This is a genomic window from Paraburkholderia sp. BR10141 (assembly GCF_056155635.1).
Map to the genome: position 1 here is coordinate 160,356 of NZ_JBMIQH010000006.1, position 16,022 is coordinate 176,377.

The following is a 16,022-nucleotide window of genomic DNA, read 5'->3' on the forward strand; positions in this document are numbered from 1 at the left end:
GCAAGACATGCCCCCGCGCCATCACACATCCGTACATCAGCGGACGGTTAGCCTGTGGGACCCCTTTTCGGCTAAAATAGTCCGGTTTTTCATCTGTTTACGAGGCGTGTCCAGCTATCGTTGGGGCGCGCCTTTTTCGCTTGATCGGCACTGAATGGATCATATTCGTAACTTCTCGATCATTGCGCACATCGACCATGGCAAGTCGACGCTCGCCGATCGCATCATCCAGCTGTGCGGCGGCTTGTCCGACCGCGAAATGGAATCGCAGGTGCTCGACTCGATGGATCTCGAGCGCGAGCGCGGCATCACCATCAAGGCGCAGACCGCTGCGCTCTCGTACAAGGCGCGTGACGGGAAGGTCTACAACCTGAACCTGATCGACACGCCGGGGCACGTCGACTTCTCCTACGAGGTGAGCCGCTCGCTCTCCGCGTGCGAGGGCGCGCTGCTCGTGGTGGACGCGAGCCAGGGCGTCGAGGCGCAGACGGTGGCGAACTGCTACACCGCGATCGAACTCGGCGTGGAAGTCGTGCCGGTGCTCAACAAGATCGACCTGCCCGCCGCCAACCCCGAAAACGCCATCGAAGAGATCGAGGACGTGATCGGCATCGACGCCACCGACGCCACGCGCTGCAGCGCGAAGACCGGCCTCGGCGTGGAAGACGTGCTCGAAGCGCTCATCGCCAAGGTGCCGCCGCCCAAGGGCGATCCGCAAGCGCCGCTGCAGGCGCTCATCATCGACTCGTGGTTCGACAACTACGTCGGCGTTGTGATGCTCGTGCGTATCGTCAACGGTACGCTGCGTCCGAAGGACAAGATCAAGCTGATGGCTACCGGCGCGCAGTATCCGGTCGAGCACGTCGGCGTGTTCTCGCCGAAGTCGCGCAACCTCGAGCAGCTTTCGGCGGGGCAGGTGGGCTTCATCATCGCCGGCATCAAGGAACTCGCCGCGACCAAGGTGGGCGACACCGTCACGCTCGCGACGAAGCCGGCGGCCGAGCCGCTGCCGGGCTTCAAGGAAGTGAAGCCGCAGGTGTTCGCGGGCCTGTATCCGGTCGAGGCGAACCAGTACGACGCGCTGCGCGAATCGCTCGAAAAGCTCAAGCTCAACGACGCCTCGCTGCAATACGAGCCGGAAGTTTCGCAGGCGCTGGGCTTCGGCTTCCGCTGCGGCTTCCTGGGTCTTCTGCACATGGAAATCGTGCAGGAGCGTCTCGAGCGCGAGTTCGACATGGACCTCATCACCACGGCGCCGACCGTGGTGTACGAAGTCGTGCAGGCGGACGGCAGCACGATCAAGGTCGAGAACCCGGCGAAGATGCCGGAGCCCTCGAAGATTGCCGAGGTCCGCGAGCCGATCGTGACGGTGAACCTGTACATGCCGCAGGAGTACGTGGGTTCGGTCATCACGCTCTGTACGCAAAAGCGCGGCAACCAGATCAACATGCAGTACCACGGCCGCCAGGTGCAGCTCACGTACGAAATTCCGATGGCGGAAATCGTGCTCGACTTCTTCGACCGCCTGAAGTCGGTGTCGCGCGGTTATGCGTCGATGGACTACGAGTTCAAGGAATACCGCACCTCCGACGTCGTGAAGGTCGACATGCTGATCAACGGCGACAAGGTCGATGCGCTGTCCATCATCGTCCACCGCTCGCAGTCGCAGTACCGCGGCCGCGAAGTGGCGGCGAAGATGCGCGAGATCATCCCGCGCCAGATGTACGACGTGGCCATTCAGGCTGCGATCGGCGCGCACATCATCGCGCGCGAGAACATCAAGGCGCTGCGCAAGAACGTGCTGGCCAAGTGCTACGGCGGCGACATCACGCGTAAGAAGAAGCTGCTCGAAAAGCAGAAGGAAGGCAAGAAGCGGATGAAGCAGGTCGGCTCGGTCGAGATTCCGCAAGAGGCCTTCCTCGCCATCCTTCGTGTCGAAGATAAATAAGTAACGCAAATAAGCCGGACAACGGATCTCTACATGAATTTCGCGCTGATACTCTTTGTGCTCGTCATCTTGACGGGCGTCGCGTGGGTTGCAGACAAGCTGGTGTTCATGCCGCGCCGGCGCCTCGCCGCCGATGCGGCGGTCGCGGAGTTCGACCGTCAGCAGGAACGTGTGGGCGAGCGCTTCGCCGATGAAAACGCGCCTGTCACGCGTCAGAACCTGCGCAACGACAAGCTGCGCCAGCCGTGGTGGCTCGAGTACACGGCGAGCTTCTTCCCCGTCATCCTGATCGTGTTCCTCGTACGGTCGTTCGTCGTCGAGCCGTTCAAGATTCCGTCGGGTTCGATGGTGCCCACGCTGCTCGTGGGCGACTTCATCCTCGTGAACAAGTTCGACTACGGCATCCGCCTGCCGATCACGAACACGAAGATCACGCAGGGCCGGCCGCTCGAGCGCGGCGACGTGGTCGTGTTCCGCTATCCGAAGGATGAGTCGGTCGACTACATCAAGCGCGTGATCGGCCTGCCGGGCGACGTGGTCTCGTATCAGGACAAGCAGCTCACGATCAACGGCAAGCCGGTGCCGGAAGTGCCGCAGGGCGACTTCTTCGACGAAGAGCGCATCGGCTATGCGAAGCAGTTCACGGAAGACCTCGGCAGCGGCCGCAAGAACAACATCCTCAACAACCCCGCGGTGCCGCCGTTCATCGTAGGCGCAGAGGATTATCCGTATCGCGACAACTGCCAGTACAACGCGCGCGGCGTGATCTGCAAGGTGCCGGCGGGCCATTACTTCATGATGGGCGATAACCGCGACAACAGCGCGGACAGCCGCTACTGGGGCTTTGTGCCCGACGCGAACATCGTGGGCCGCGCGTTCTTCATCTGGATGAACTTCAGCAACCTGCGTCGCATCGGTTCGTTCGAGTAATTCGTGTTGCCTCGACGTGCAATGCATGTAGAGCATGCGCGCGAAGGAGCCATCGAGGCAGCAACAAAAAGCGTATGCGTGAGCACGAGTCTCACTCGCAACGCATCTTCGCGCGCTACTTGAAGAATCCCCGGTAACGTCGCTTCGTCACGGTTTTTCGCCCGCCGCCCCCTGTTTTCGCCGGGGGCGGCGGGCGCGTTATACTCTCCCCATGCCCCAATCTCCGTTGGAAAGCCGTCTGCGCTACGAATTTCGCAATGCGGAATTGCTGCGCCAGGCTTTAACCCACCGCAGTCACAGTGCCACGCATAACGAACGCCTCGAATTCCTCGGTGATTCGGTTCTGAATTGCGCGGTGGCTGCCCTATTGTTCCAACGTTTTGGCAAGCTGGACGAGGGCGACCTCTCGCGCGTGCGCGCGAACCTGGTCAAGCAACAGTCGCTCTACGAGATTGCTCAGGCCCTCAATATCGCCGACGGCCTGCGGCTCGGCGAAGGCGAGTTGCGCAGCGGCGGCTTCCGCCGCCCGTCGATCCTCGCCGACGCGCTGGAAGCGATCTTCGGGGCGATTTTCCTCGACGGCGGCTTCGATGCCGCCCAGACGGTCATCAAGCGCCTCTACGTGCCGATCCTCGATCACATCGATCCGCGCACGCTTGGCAAGGATTCCAAAACGCTGCTGCAGGAGTACCTGCAGGGTCATAAGATCGCGCTGCCGACCTACACGGTCGTCGCGACGCATGGTGCGGCGCACAATCAGCAGTTCGAAGTCGAATGCACGGTGCCCAAGCTCGACGTGAAGGTGTCGGGTTCGGGCGCGAGCCGTCGCGCGGCGGAGCAGGCCGCAGCGAAGAAGGCACTCGACGAGGTCATGGCCGCGGCGCCCGCGCTGGTTGCGAAGCCGCGCCGCTCGAAGGGCGCGCGTGCGCCCAAAGCGGAACCCGAGGTCGTCCCCGGCGTGACCGGCGTGCAGGGCGCGCTCGATCTGCGCTCGCCGGAACGCCGCGAGCGTGCCTCCGCGCGCGCCGAGCGTCCGTCGCAAACCGCGGCAGCCGAAGGCGCGCCGCTCGCGGTGATCCGCGCGGCGCACGTCCAGGAGCGTCCGGCGGAGAAGGACAAACCTGCTGAAAAGCCCGCAGAGAAGGCCGAACGCGGTGCAGAGAAGGCCAGCGACAAGCCCGCCGACAAGGTCACGGGCTTCGACGCCGTGCCGAGCGCCGGCGCCATCGGCCACCGTTCGGCCGCGGTGAAGGCCGAAGCGGCGTTGCGCACTGTCGAGCGCGCGCAAACCGCAACGGCCGGCGGCACCAGCGCCGACGCCCAGACCCATGCCGAAGCCACGACAGCCATTCCCGTGCGCGCGGCCGATGCCGGCCACTGATTCCACCGAGGCGCGCCGCGAGCGCGCCTCCCGTTTTTCTATTCCGGTCCGATCATGAACGCTCCCACTTCCACTCCTGCCGGTTTCCGTTGCGGCATGGTCGCGATCGTCGGCCGTCCGAACGTTGGCAAATCGACGCTGATGAACGCGCTGGTCGGCCAGAAGATCAGCATCACGTCGCGCAAGGCGCAGACTACGCGCCATCGCATCACCGGCATCAACACGATCGACGACGCACAGTACATCTTCGTCGACACGCCCGGTTTCCAGACGCGCCACAGCACGGCGCTCAACCGCTCGCTGAACCGCGCGGTGACCTCCACGCTCAGCTCGGTCGATGCCGTGCTGTTCGTGATCGAGGCCGGCAAGTTCGGTCCCGACGACCAGAAAGTGCTCGACCTGATTCCCCCGAGTGCGCCCACGATCCTGATCGCCAACAAGATCGACCGCGTGACCGACAAGGGCACGCTGTATCCGTTCATCCAGCAGGTGCAGGGTCTGCGCGAATTCCGCGAGATCGTGCCGCTTTCGGCAAATAATCCGGACGACATCAAGCGCCTGCTCGCGACGCTCAAGCCGTATCTGCCCGAAGGCGAGCCGATCTACGGCGAAGACGACCTCACCGATCGCAGCGAGCGCTTCCTCGCAGCCGAAATCCTGCGCGAGAAAGTGTTCCGCTGGACCGGCGACGAACTGCCGTACACGAGCACGGTGCTGATCGACAAGTTCGAGCAGGAAGGGCGGCTGCGCCGCGTCTTCGCGACGATTCTCGTCGAGCGAGACACGCAGAAGGCGATGGTGATCGGCCAGAAGGGCGCGAAGCTCAAGCAGATCAGCACCGAGGCGCGACTCGATATGGAGAAGCTGTTCGACGGTCCCGTCTACCTCGAAACCTTCGTGAAGGTGAAGAGCGGCTGGGCCGATAACGAAGCCGGGCTGCGCGCCTACGGTTACGAGTAAGCACGACGGGCACCGCGTATGAGTGACGGCGCAGCCGGAACCCTGCACGACGACTGGCCCGCGCACGATGACGCGCAGGCCGACGAGGCAATCGCTGCGGACGAACCGACCGGTTCCCGCAGCGCGCGTCGCTCGCCCGCGAAAGGCACCCAAAGTGCGACGAGCACGCGCAGCACGAAGGCGACGAAAGGCGCCGCCACGCGCAACGCGATGACCGAAGGCGCCGACGCCACGCTCGAAGGCCGCGCCGAACCGCGCAACGGCCGCAAGACCACCGCGCGCTCGCAATTGCCGCGCGCGTCACGCAGCACGACCCCCGATTACCGCATCGCCGAGCAGCCGGCTTTCGTGCTGCACAGCTATCCGTACCGCGAGACGAGCCTCATCATCGATGTGCTCTCGCGCGATCACGGCCGCGTGGCGCTCGTCGCGAAGGGCGCGAAGCGTCCGCATTCGGCGTTGCGCGGCGTGCTGCAGACCTTCCAGCCGCTCGCGCTTTCGTGGACCGGCAAGGGCGAGGTGCGCACGCTCACCGGCGCCGAGTGGGTCGGCGGCATGTTGCCGCTGACCGGCGACGCGCTCCTGTGCGGCTTCTACGTGAACGAGCTGCTCGTGAAGTTCATCGCGCGCGAAGACCCGCACCCCGAACTCTTTCGCCACTACGTCGTGACGCTCACGCGCCTCGCGCACGACGAGCCGCCCGTGCAGGTGCTGCGCTCGTTCGAGCGCGTGCTGCTGCGCGAGGCCGGCTACGCGCTCGCGCTCAACCGCACCGTGAACCGCAAGACCGTCGCGGCCGAAGGGCGCTACGTGTTCGATCCGGAACGCGGCGTGCGCGAAGCATCGGATGAATGGCCTTCTCAATGGCCCCGGCTTTCGGGTCAGACGTTGCTCGACATGGAAGAGGACGATTACCATCGACCCCAGACGGTTGCGCAGAGCAAGGCGCTCATGCGCTTCCTGCTGAACACGTACCTTGGCGGCACGCCGCTCGCGACGCGCCAGATTCTGATCGACTTGCAGAACCTATGAGCTTCTTTCTCACTTCGCCCAACGTGATCGACCTCGGTGTGAACATCGATCACGTCGCCACGCTGCGCAACGCGCGCGGCACCGCTTATCCCGATCCGATCCGCGCGGCGCTTCTCGCCGAAGAGGCGGGCGCCGACGCGATCACGCTGCATCTGCGCGAGGATCGCCGCCATATCGTCGACGCCGACGTGCGCGCGCTGCGTCCGCAGCTGAAAACGCGCATGAATCTCGAATGCGCGGTGACGCCCGAGATGCTCGACATCGCGTGCGAGATCAAGCCGCATGACGTTTGCCTCGTGCCCGAAAAGCGCGCGGAACTGACGACCGAAGGCGGCCTCGACGTCGCGGGCCACTTCGACGCCGTTGCCGCCGCCTGCCGTCAACTTGCCGATGCGGGCTGCCGCGTCTCGCTTTTCATCGACCCGGACGAAACGCAGATCCGCGCGGCGCACGAAACGGGCGCGCCCGTGATCGAGTTGCATACGGGCCGCTACGCCGAGGCGCACGACGCCGGCGAGCAGGAGCGCGAATACGAGCGCGTGGTCACCGGCGTGAGCTGCGGCAACAGTCTCGGACTGAAGGTGAATGCCGGCCACGGTCTGCACTATACGAACGTGCAGCAGATCGCGGCCATCGACGGCATCGTCGAGCTGAACATCGGCCACGCGATCGTTGCGCACGCAATTTTTGCGGGCTGGGAGAACGCGGTGCGCGAAATGAAGGCGATCATGGTTGCGGCGCGCCTCGGCACGCGCGGCTGACTGCTACCCCGCGCCATCGCGTCAGGCGCAATCGACAGACATCGACGGGAGTCTCATGGCGATCTACGGTATCGGCACCGACATCATCCAGGTGAGCCGCGTGGCGGCGGTCATGGAGCGCACCAACGGGCGCTTCGCGCCGCGCGTGCTCGGCCCGGACGAACTCGCCGTCTACGAGGCGCGCAAGGCGCGCTCGGCGGCGCGGGGCCTCGCGTATCTATGCACGCGGTTCTCCGCGAAAGAGGCGTTCTCGAAAGCGATCGGCCTCGGCATGCGTATGCCGATGACCTGGCGCGCCATGCAGACCCTCAACGAGCCGGGCGGCCGTCCGGTGATCGTCGCCTCGGGCGAACTCGCGCGGTGGCTCGACGAACGCGGTATCACGGCGCGCGTGAGCATCACCGACGAGCATGACTACGCGGTGTCGTTCGTGGTTGCGGAAATCAACGGTTGATATCTTTCGCCGTGCGTTGCGCGGCATCTACGCAAAACTCATCGATGAAGAATAATCCCGGGCCAGTCATGCTCGACGTGGTCGGCACCACGCTGAACGACGACGACGTGCGTCGCCTCGCACACCCGATGACGGGCGGCGTGATCCTGTTCGCGCGTCACTACGAGAACCGCGCGCAGCTCGTTGCGCTGACCGACGCCATCCGCTCGGTGCGCGAGGACCTGCTGATCGCCGTCGACCACGAAGGCGGCCGCGTGCAGCGCTTTCGCACCGACGGCTTCACCGTGCTGCCCGCCATGGGGCGCCTCGGCGCCTTGTGGGACAAGGATGTGCTGCTCGCCACCAAGCTCGCGACGGCGGTGGGCTATATCCTCGCGAGCGAGTTGCGCGCGTGCGGCATCGATCTCTCGTTCACGCCGGTGCTCGATCTCGGCTACGGCCAGTCGAAGGTGGTCGGCGATCGCGCGTTCCATCGCGATCCGCGGGTCGTCACGCTGCTCGCCAAGAGTCTCAATCACGGGCTATCCCTTGCGGGCATGGCCAATTGCGGCAAGCATTTCCCGGGGCATGGCTTCGCGACGGCGGACTCGCACGTCGCGGTGCCCGTCGACGAGCGTCCGCTCGAAGCGATCCTCGGCGAAGACGCACAGCCTTACGACTGGCTCGGTCTCTCGCTCACGGCGGTGATGCCGGGGCACGTGATTTATCCGAAGGTCGATGCGAAGCCCGCGGGCTTCTCGCGCATCTGGGTCGAGGAAGTGCTGCGCAAGCGCTTGCGCTTCACGGGCGCGATCTTCAGCGACGACCTCTCGATGGAGGCCGCGCGCCAGGGCGGTACGCTCACCGAGGGCGCGCGCGCCGCGCTCGAAGCGGGTTGCGACATGGTGCTGATCTGCAACCAACCGCACGAAGCCGGGAAGGTGCTCGACGCGTTGCGTACGATGGAGCCGCGCCGCGCGCCCAAGGCTTCGGGGCTGCGCATCAAGCGCATGCGCGCGCGCGGCAAGGCGCAGCGCTGGGACAGGATGGTAGCGGACCCGGGGTACATCGAGGCGCAGGCGTTACTGCGCAGCGTGCTGCCTTGATGTGCTGATTGCTGCATCGGTGGAATGAAAAAGGCTGTCCTTCGGAAACGAAGGACAGCCTTTTTACAACATGCGTGGGTTTTGCCGATTCAGTTGAGCCGCATGCGCTGGAGCTTGTTATAGAGCGTCTTGGGGCTGATGCCGAGCAGCGACGCGGCGCGGTGCCGCGTGCCGCCCACGGCGTCGAGCGTCGCGCGGATCAGCATTTCCTCCACGTCGGCGAGCGGCGTGCCCACGGTGACCTGCACGCGGCCGCCGTTCATCTCGCGCGGGCCCGCGCCGCTGCTTTCCTCGGCCTGCAGCGTCTCGAGCACCTCGCCCGAGGCGTGCCACGCGCGCCTCACGCGTTCGTGCAGTTCGCGGACGTTGCCGGGCCAGTCGTACGCGAGGCACTCGCGGATAAACGAGGGCGCGACGAGCCGCGTCGCGCCGGCCAGACCGTGCGCCTGGGCCTCCTGATTGAGTTCGTCGATGCAGGCGAGCGCGAGCAGGGCGGCGTCGTCGTCGCGCTCTCGCAGCGGCGGCAGCTGGATCGCCGCCGCATCGAGGCGCAGCCAGAGATCCTCGTGCAGTGCACCCTGCTGGACGGCTTCGCGCGGGTTCGCATGGGTGGCCGCGATCAGGCGGAAATCGGTGCCTACCTCGCTGTTGCCGCCCACGCGCATGAAGGTCTGAGAATCGAGCGCGCGCAGCAGTGTTTCCTGCTGCTCACGCGGCAGGTCGGTCAGCTCGTCGATGAAAAGCGTACCGCCGCTCGCCTGATCGACGAGACCCGGCTCGCGCTGTTCCGCGCCCGTGAACGCGCCGCGCTCGTGGCCGAACAGCACGCTCGCCAGCGGCCGGCCCGCGGCCGCTTCGGCCACGAGCGAGCGGGCGTCGCACACGATGAACGGCCCCTTGCGGCGGCGGCTCAGCTGGTGCAGCGTGCGCGCCGCGACTTCCTTGCCGGTGCCGGCTTCGCCGTGCACGAGCAGCGCCGCTTCGGTGGGCGCGAGCTGTTCGAGCGTGTCGTAGACATGCTGGATCGCGCTGCTGCGGCCGAGCATCGGCCCGAAGTGGCCCATCTTGCGCAGTGTCGCGCGCAGCGCGCTGACCTCCTCGGTTAGCTCGTAGGGACGCGGAATGCGTGCGAGCAGGCTGCGCAGGCGCGGAATGTTGACGGGCTTGAGCAGATAGTCCCAGATGCCGTGGCGCAGGCCTTCGATCGCGCTTTCGACCGTGGCGTTGCCGGTCATCACGATCACCGGCAGGGCGCCGCCTGGCGGCTGCGCCGGCAAATGCGGCAGCAACTCGAGGCCGCCGCCATCGGGCAGGTTCAGGTCGACGAGTACGACGTCGGGGATGAAGCGCGCAAGGGCGGCGCGCGCTTCGGCGAGGGTGGCAGCGGTGTCGACGGAGAACCCGTCGGCCGACAGGATCGCAGACAGACCTGACAGGCTATTGGGATCGTCTTCGACAATCAGGGCGTGTGGCATGGCGGTAGCGGCTTACGGATGAGCGCAGTCGCGCCGGTGCTGCGCGCGCGGGTAGCGCGTGCGCCCCGGCAGGCAGCCGCGCGGCGCGCGGGAGCGCGGCACGATGCGAAAGATTTCACCGAGATCACGGAGATGTCTCGTAGCAGGGTGTTCAGTTCCGGTCCTCCCAGTTGTGCTGCGCCAGAACGGGGGCGCGACGGCGTTGCCGGGCAGTGAACTGCCGGCGGGGCCGAGCAGCAGCGCAAGCCGAAGCGCCAGGCGCTTTGGCATGCGTGCAACCCCCTGTTTGCCTGCAAGTGGGCGACGTCCGTACCGGCCATGCCGTGGACGGTGCGTCAGTCGCGTGGCCGGTGCGCGTCGAACCAGCGGCGCACTTCCAGTTCCGCCTCGTCACGCGTCTTGCCGTAACGTTCCTGGATAAGCCCGGCGAGCCGATCCGCACGGCCTTCGGCTTTGGCGAGTTCGTCGTCCGTCAGCTCGCCCCATGCCGCTTTGGCCTTGCCGATCAACTGCTTCCACTTGCCTTCGGCAATGTCGTTGTTCATTGTGTTTCTCCTGATAAGGGGAAAGAGCGTGGTACGCATGCTCTCCCACCCCACAGCAGAAATCGTGCCGCGGGAGTCACTTTGACCGGTGCGCGCTGCCCTTGCTCGCCGCTTGCCTGCTAAAGGCGGCAAGCACGTAATCCATTGCGCATAACCGGTAAGGTTTTCCGTAGCACTCTCAAACATACACGTTCGGCAAAAAAAGAAAAAGCGCCCCGGGGGGCGCTTTCATAGCGGTGTCCGCCTTTTGCCGCTGGGGCAGCGGGCGGGCGCCTTTTCGGCCTGAGGCTGTCGTCAGCCCGCCGTTAGGCGCGGCTGCGGTACTCGTTCGTACGCGTGTCGATTTCGATCTTGTCGCCGATGTTGCAGAAGAGCGGCACTTGCAGCTCGAAACCGGTGTTCAGCTTGGCGGTCTTCAGGACCTTGCCCGACGACGTGTCGCCCTTGACGGCCGGTTCGGTGTAGATGATCTCGCGCACCAGCACGGTCGGCAGTTCGACCGAGATGGCCTTCTCGTTGTAGAACACGACTTCGCAAGCCATGCCGTCTTCGAGGTAGTTCAGGGCGTCGCCCATCATTTCGCCTTCGACTTCGAACTGGTTGTAGTCGGCGTCCATGAACACGTACATCGGGTCGGCGAAGTACGAGTACGTCACTTCCTTGCGATCCAGCACGACGACGTCGAACTTGTCGTCCGCCTTGTACACGGTTTCCATGCCCGCGCCGGTCAGCAGGTTCTTGAACTTCATCTTGACGACGGCGGCGTTGCGGCCCGACTTGTTGTATTCGGCCTTCTGCACGACCATCGCGTCGTTACCGATCATCACGACGTTGCCGACGCGGAGTTCCTGTGCGGTCTTCATAGTAAAAAACTGTCCTGTCCAGATTAAGTAGCTTCGAGTGTGCTCGACGGCAAACGTCGCAAGCGGATTCGGTTGCTGCAGCAGGTGCAGTTGCTGCGACCCTCTTTCATGCGTGCACGATGGGGGCCGCGGAACTCGAAGCGCTTGAGACGGCTGCCGTCGGATAACCGCTTATTTTAACTGACTTTTTGCGAACTCGGCGAGATTTCCGGCGAGATCGCCAACCTGCCCGAGTTCGGCCGCCCAGGCGTTGGCGCGCGCCGCGTAGGCGGGCAGATGCTGCGCAAAATCGGTCCAGTCCGGCGTGCCGCGGCCATTCCACGCATGCCAGAAGCGTTCGAGCGCGGCGCGCGGTGCCTTCGGCAGCGTGCGGCCGTAGTGCGCGAGCGCGGCGTCGAGCTTCGGCAGATGGGCGTCGTCGGCTTGCGGGTAGATGTGCCACACGAACGGTCGCGCGGCCCATTGGGCGCGCACGAACGAGTCCTCGCCGCGCACGAAGTTGAGGTCGCTCGCCCAGAGCAGGGGGTCGTAACCGCGCTGCTCGGTGAACGCCAGCGCGTGCGCGCGAAGCGCGCCGCGCGTGGCCTGCGAACCTGCACCGAACGCCGGCTCTCCGAAAAAGCGCGCGAGCGCGCCAGAGATGCGGCCCTCCGGCACGAGCAGGACCACCGGCTTCGCGCCGTCGCGCCATTGCTCGAGCAGCGCGTCGACGGCGGGATTCTCATAGGCGAAGAGCGAGATCACGGTGGCTTCCGGCCCGGGCGGTGGGCCGCCCGTGGCGCGCTGCCACCATGCGGCGCGCTCGTCCGGTGAGCGCTCGAAGTCCGCGCGCGCCGCATCGAGCGTGCGCTCCTTGAGCACGCCCCCCGTGCCGGGTCCGAGGCCGGGAAAGAAGAAGTGCTTGGCGAGCGCGTAACGCGGGTGCGGCGACGGCCGCAGATGAAAGTCGGCGACCCAGTCCTCGCCGCTCAGATATTCGAGGTTGAGCCAGACGGGCTTGCGCGCACGCTCGGCCATCGCCGCGACGTAGACGCCCGGCAGCTCGCACGCGAACGCCTCGATCACGACATCGGCGATCTGCAGCGTGTCGCCCGCATGCTCCGGCGCGTGCCAGTGCTCGACGAGCACGCCTTCGACCGATTGCGTGGCGCGGCTCGGGTCGAGCGCGGGGCAGAGCTTGCGAAACGCGTGCAAGTCGTCGACGAAGAGGCGCACCTGCCAGCCGTGCTCGTGCGCGAGCTGGCGTGCGAGCCGCCAGCACACGCCGATGTCGCCGAAATTGTCGATGACGGCGCAAAAGAGGTCGCAGGCAATGGCGCTAGCGCTGACGGTGGTGGGTGTGGGGGCTTCTGTCATGGGTAGCGGGCGACGCTGAGAATCGGGACCGCCATGCAGCAAGCGGGTGCAGAACGCCCGGCCGGCAAGTTCGGCGCAGGTTCCGTGCGGCATGGAATGATCTAAAATTGCGATTCTAGGACACAGCCATGAATGCGTCGCGACGGCGGCGCTGGGCCAGGTCTCATCTCTCTCGACGCACCGCCCGTCCCCGAAACTGGATGACCGACACCGACGTTTTCGACCCGAAAAAGGCGCTCGCGCAGTTGCCGCATCTGCCGGGCGTGTATCGCTACTACGACGCGCAAGGCGCGGTCCTCTACGTCGGCAAGGCGCGCGACCTGAAAAAGCGCGTGTCGAGCTACTTCACCAAGACGCAGCTTTCGCCGCGCATCGCGATGATGATCACGCGTATCGCGCGCATCGAAACCACGGTCACGCGTTCCGAGGCCGAGGCGCTGCTGCTCGAGAACAACCTCATCAAGGCGCTCACACCGCGCTACAACATCCTTTTTCGCGACGACAAGTCGTATCCGTTTCTCAAGATCACCGGGCACAAGTTCCCGCGCATGGCGTACTACCGCGGCGCGGTGGATCGCAACAACCAGTACTTCGGGCCGTTTCCGAGTGCGTCGGCGGTGCGCGAGAGCATCCAGATCCTGCAGCGCGTATTCCAGTTGCGCACCTGCGAGGACTCGGTGTTCAACAACCGCACGCGGCCCTGCCTGCTGCATCAGATCGGTCGCTGCACGGCGCCTTGCGTGGGCGCCATCAGCGAAGAGGATTACGCGCGCGACGTGAACAACGCATCGCGTTTTTTGCTGGGCCGTCAGAACGAGGTGATGAAGGAACTCGAGACGAAGATGCACGCGTTCGCCTCGGAGCTTAAGTTCGAGCAGGCGGCCTCCGTGCGCAACCAGATGAGTTCGCTTTCGACGGTGCTGCATCAACAGGCCATCGAAACGGGCAGCGAGAGCGACGTCGACATTCTTGCCGTGGTGGCGCTGGGCGGGCGCGTTTGCGTGAATCTCGCGATGGTGCGCGGCGGCCGGCATCTGGGCGACAAGGCTTATTTCCCCGCGCACGTGGAGCGTGCGCTGACCGACGAGGAGGGCGGCGTCGCCGAGGAAATCGACAGCGAGACCGTGGTCGCGGCAAGCGCGCTGAAGTCGCTGCCCACGCTCGCGCGCAAGACGGTGGAGGACTACGTCGAGGAAGCGCAGGCGGACGACGCACAAGACGATGCGGCGCTCGAAGCGGACCCGCTCGCCATCGCGGCCGATCTCGCCGACGATGACGACGATGACGACGCGGCAAGCGATGCCGAAACCGCCACGCCCGCGCTCGAGCCGCAGGCGGATGCGCGCAGAAAGCGCGAGATCGGCATCGAATCCGAAGTGCTCGACGCCTTCATCGCGCAGCATTACTTCGGCAACCGTGTGCCGCCCGTGCTGGTGGTGAGCCATCCGCCCGCGAACCGCGAACTCGTGGACGTGCTGAGCGAGCAGGCCGGGCACAAGGTCACGGTGCTGCGTCAGCCGCAAGGTCAGAAGCGCGCATGGCTTGCCATGGCCGAACAGAATGCGCGGCTCGCGCTCGCGCGTCTGCTCTCCGAGCAGGGCTCGCAGCAGGCCCGCACGCGCACGCTCGCGCAACTGCTCGGGCTCGAGCTGGACGACCTCGCGCACCTGCGCATCGAGTGCTTCGACATCAGCCACACGATGGGCGAGGCGACCCAGGCCTCATGCGTGGTGTATCACCATCACAAGATGCAGTCGGCCGAATACCGGCGCTACAACATCACCGGCATCACGCCCGGCGACGACTACGCCGCCATGCGCCAGGTGCTCACGCGGCGCTACGAAAAGATGGTCGCGCAAGCGGCGCGCGCCGAAGCCGACGAGGCGCCTGGGCTGTCCGTGCCTGCGCCCGATCCGGCCGACCCGGATGCCGCGTCGCAAGCCATGGAGGCCAGCGAGTCAGTCGAAGCCCCGCCGCCCGGCGGCACGCTGCCCAATATCGTGCTGATCGACGGCGGCAAGGGGCAGGTCGAGATTGCGCGCCAGGTGTTCACCGAACTGGGTCTCGATCCGGCGATGCTGGTGGGCGTGGCGAAGGGCGAGGGCCGCAAGGTCGGCCTCGAAACGCTCGTGTTCGCCGACGGCCGTGCGCCGCTCGAACTCGGCAAGGAGAGCGCCGCACTCATGCTCGTCGCGCAGATCCGCGACGAAGCGCACCGCTTCGCCATCACGGGCATGCGCGCGAAGCGCGGCAAAACGCGCCAGACTTCGCGTCTCGAAGAACTGGAGGGCGTGGGGGCGAAGCGTCGCCAGCGCCTGCTCGCGCGCTTTGGCGGCCTGCGCGGCGTGATGGCGGCGAGCGTGGAGGATCTGGCGAGCGTGGAGGGCATCTCGCGCTCGCTCGCCGAGCAGATCTACCAGCAGCTTCACTGATGCGGCGGCGTCGCTGGCCGGGTCCGGCCCGGCCATTCCTTACGGTTGCTTGTGGCACGTGCGGCGACGCGGCACAATTGCATCTCCCATCATTGCATCTCCCCGACAGATAGCGCCAGCCGATGCCGTTCAATATCCCGATTCTCCTGACCTGGCTGCGGATCCTGGCGATTCCGCTCGTGGTTGGCGTGTTCTATCTGCCGCAGACGATGCTTTCCCCGATGCAGCAGAACGTGCTGGCGATGCTGCTCTTCGTGCTGGCGGCGCTCACCGACTGGTTCGACGGTTTTCTCGCGCGCAAGTGGAATCAGACCTCGTCGTTCGGCGCATTCCTCGATCCCGTCGCGGACAAGCTCATGGTGACCGCGGCTCTGCTCGTGCTCGTGCATCTGCAGCGTCTCGACGCCGTGATCGCGCTCGTGATCGTCGGGCGCGAAATCGCCATCTCGGCGCTGCGTGAGTGGATGGCGCAAATCGGCGCGTCGAAGAGCGTGGCCGTGAATTCGCTCGGCAAGTTCAAGACCGCGTGCCAGATGGTCGCGATTCCCATGCTGCTGTTCTACGCGCCGCTCACGCTCGGTGGCGTAACGCTGTTCGACTCGCGCGTGTGGGGTGCGTGGCTCATCTACGTGGCAGCGTTCCTCACGATCTGGTCGATGCTTTACTACATGAAGCTCGCGTGGCCCCAGATCCGCGAACGGGGGAGCTTGTGACCCCTGTGCTGTGAATCCCTTATGTCTTTTCCAAAAAGATCATGCGAAGGGGTTGACACGATTCTGCGGGTTATACATAATCTCACT

The 16,022-nt window shown here is 65.4% G+C and carries 14 protein-coding genes; 10 read left to right on the plus strand and 4 right to left on the minus strand.

All coding sequences use genetic code 11. The features are described 5' to 3' along the window. Positions 1 to 154 precede the first annotated feature (154 nt). The 8 genes from lepA (at position 155) to nagZ (ending at position 8,551) form a co-directional block, all read left to right on the plus strand. A complete protein-coding gene (lepA, locus tag ACOJB8_RS11010; RefSeq protein ID WP_069262568.1) occupies positions 155 to 1,948 on the plus strand; it encodes a translation elongation factor 4 in 1,794 nt (597 codons plus the stop codon). 33 nt (positions 1,949 to 1,981) lie between these two features. Then, positions 1,982 to 2,878, plus strand: a complete 897-nt coding sequence (gene lepB, locus ACOJB8_RS11015) for a signal peptidase I (protein WP_069262567.1) — start codon at positions 1,982 to 1,984, stop codon at positions 2,876 to 2,878. Positions 2,879 to 3,089: 211 nt separating this feature from the next. Then, positions 3,090 to 4,259: a ribonuclease III gene (rnc, locus tag ACOJB8_RS11020; protein ID WP_368682104.1), complete on the plus strand. Its 1,170-nt coding sequence runs from the start codon at positions 3,090 to 3,092 to the stop codon at positions 4,257 to 4,259. A 54-nt stretch (positions 4,260 to 4,313) separates the two neighbouring features. Next, positions 4,314 to 5,219 (plus strand): GTPase Era, encoded by a 906-nt coding sequence (gene era, locus ACOJB8_RS11025; RefSeq protein ID WP_069262565.1) that lies wholly within the window; start codon positions 4,314 to 4,316, stop codon positions 5,217 to 5,219. A gap of 18 nt (positions 5,220 to 5,237) precedes the next feature. Next, positions 5,238 to 6,251: a DNA repair protein RecO gene (gene recO / locus ACOJB8_RS11030; protein ID WP_368616049.1), complete on the plus strand. Its 1,014-nt coding sequence runs from the start codon at positions 5,238 to 5,240 to the stop codon at positions 6,249 to 6,251. Continuing rightward, positions 6,248 to 7,012 carry a pyridoxine 5'-phosphate synthase gene (pdxJ, locus tag ACOJB8_RS11035; protein WP_069262563.1) on the plus strand — a complete coding sequence of 255 codons (765 nt, stop codon included), beginning with the start codon at positions 6,248 to 6,250 and terminating at the stop codon, positions 7,010 to 7,012. Before recO ends, pdxJ begins: the two co-directional genes overlap by 4 nt. Before the next feature lie 55 nt (positions 7,013 to 7,067). Beyond that, the gene (acpS, locus tag ACOJB8_RS11040) at positions 7,068 to 7,466 is read left to right on the plus strand and encodes a holo-ACP synthase (RefSeq protein ID WP_069262930.1); all 399 of its coding nucleotides are present in this window, start codon (positions 7,068 to 7,070) and stop codon (positions 7,464 to 7,466) included. 44 nt (positions 7,467 to 7,510) lie between these two features. Continuing rightward, positions 7,511 to 8,551: a beta-N-acetylhexosaminidase gene (gene nagZ / locus ACOJB8_RS11045; RefSeq protein WP_069262562.1), complete on the plus strand. Its 1,041-nt coding sequence runs from the start codon at positions 7,511 to 7,513 to the stop codon at positions 8,549 to 8,551. Positions 8,552 to 8,640: 89 nt separating this feature from the next. On the opposite strand, the gene ACOJB8_RS11050 is transcribed toward nagZ, so the two are convergent. From ACOJB8_RS11050 to earP, 4 genes are all read right to left on the minus strand, one after another. Then, complete coding sequence (locus tag ACOJB8_RS11050; RefSeq protein WP_069262561.1) at positions 8,641 to 10,026, minus strand: sigma-54-dependent transcriptional regulator; 1,386 nt, start codon at positions 10,024 to 10,026, stop codon at positions 8,641 to 8,643. A gap of 335 nt (positions 10,027 to 10,361) precedes the next feature. Next, positions 10,362 to 10,571, minus strand: coding sequence for a CsbD family protein (locus ACOJB8_RS11055; RefSeq protein ID WP_028206671.1), 210 nt, complete (start codon positions 10,569 to 10,571; stop codon positions 10,362 to 10,364). A 305-nt stretch (positions 10,572 to 10,876) separates the two neighbouring features. Then, entirely contained in the window at positions 10,877 to 11,434 is a 558-nt protein-coding gene (gene efp / locus ACOJB8_RS11060; protein ID WP_069262560.1) for an elongation factor P, read from the minus strand. A gap of 171 nt (positions 11,435 to 11,605) precedes the next feature. Next, on the minus strand, positions 11,606 to 12,790 hold the full coding sequence (gene earP / locus ACOJB8_RS11065) for an elongation factor P maturation arginine rhamnosyltransferase EarP (RefSeq protein WP_475012520.1): 1,185 nt from the start codon (positions 12,788 to 12,790) through the stop codon (positions 11,606 to 11,608). 200 nt (positions 12,791 to 12,990) lie between these two features. On the opposite strand from earP, the gene uvrC reads away from it, so the two are divergent. Both uvrC and pgsA read left to right on the plus strand, forming a co-directional pair. After that, positions 12,991 to 15,222, plus strand: a complete 2,232-nt coding sequence (gene uvrC / locus ACOJB8_RS11070; RefSeq protein ID WP_475012521.1) for an excinuclease ABC subunit UvrC — start codon at positions 12,991 to 12,993, stop codon at positions 15,220 to 15,222. Positions 15,223 to 15,344: 122 nt separating this feature from the next. Further along, positions 15,345 to 15,935 carry a CDP-diacylglycerol--glycerol-3-phosphate 3-phosphatidyltransferase gene (gene pgsA, locus ACOJB8_RS11075; protein WP_042261239.1) on the plus strand — a complete coding sequence of 197 codons (591 nt, stop codon included), beginning with the start codon at positions 15,345 to 15,347 and terminating at the stop codon, positions 15,933 to 15,935. The last annotated feature ends 87 nt before the right edge of the window (positions 15,936 to 16,022 follow it).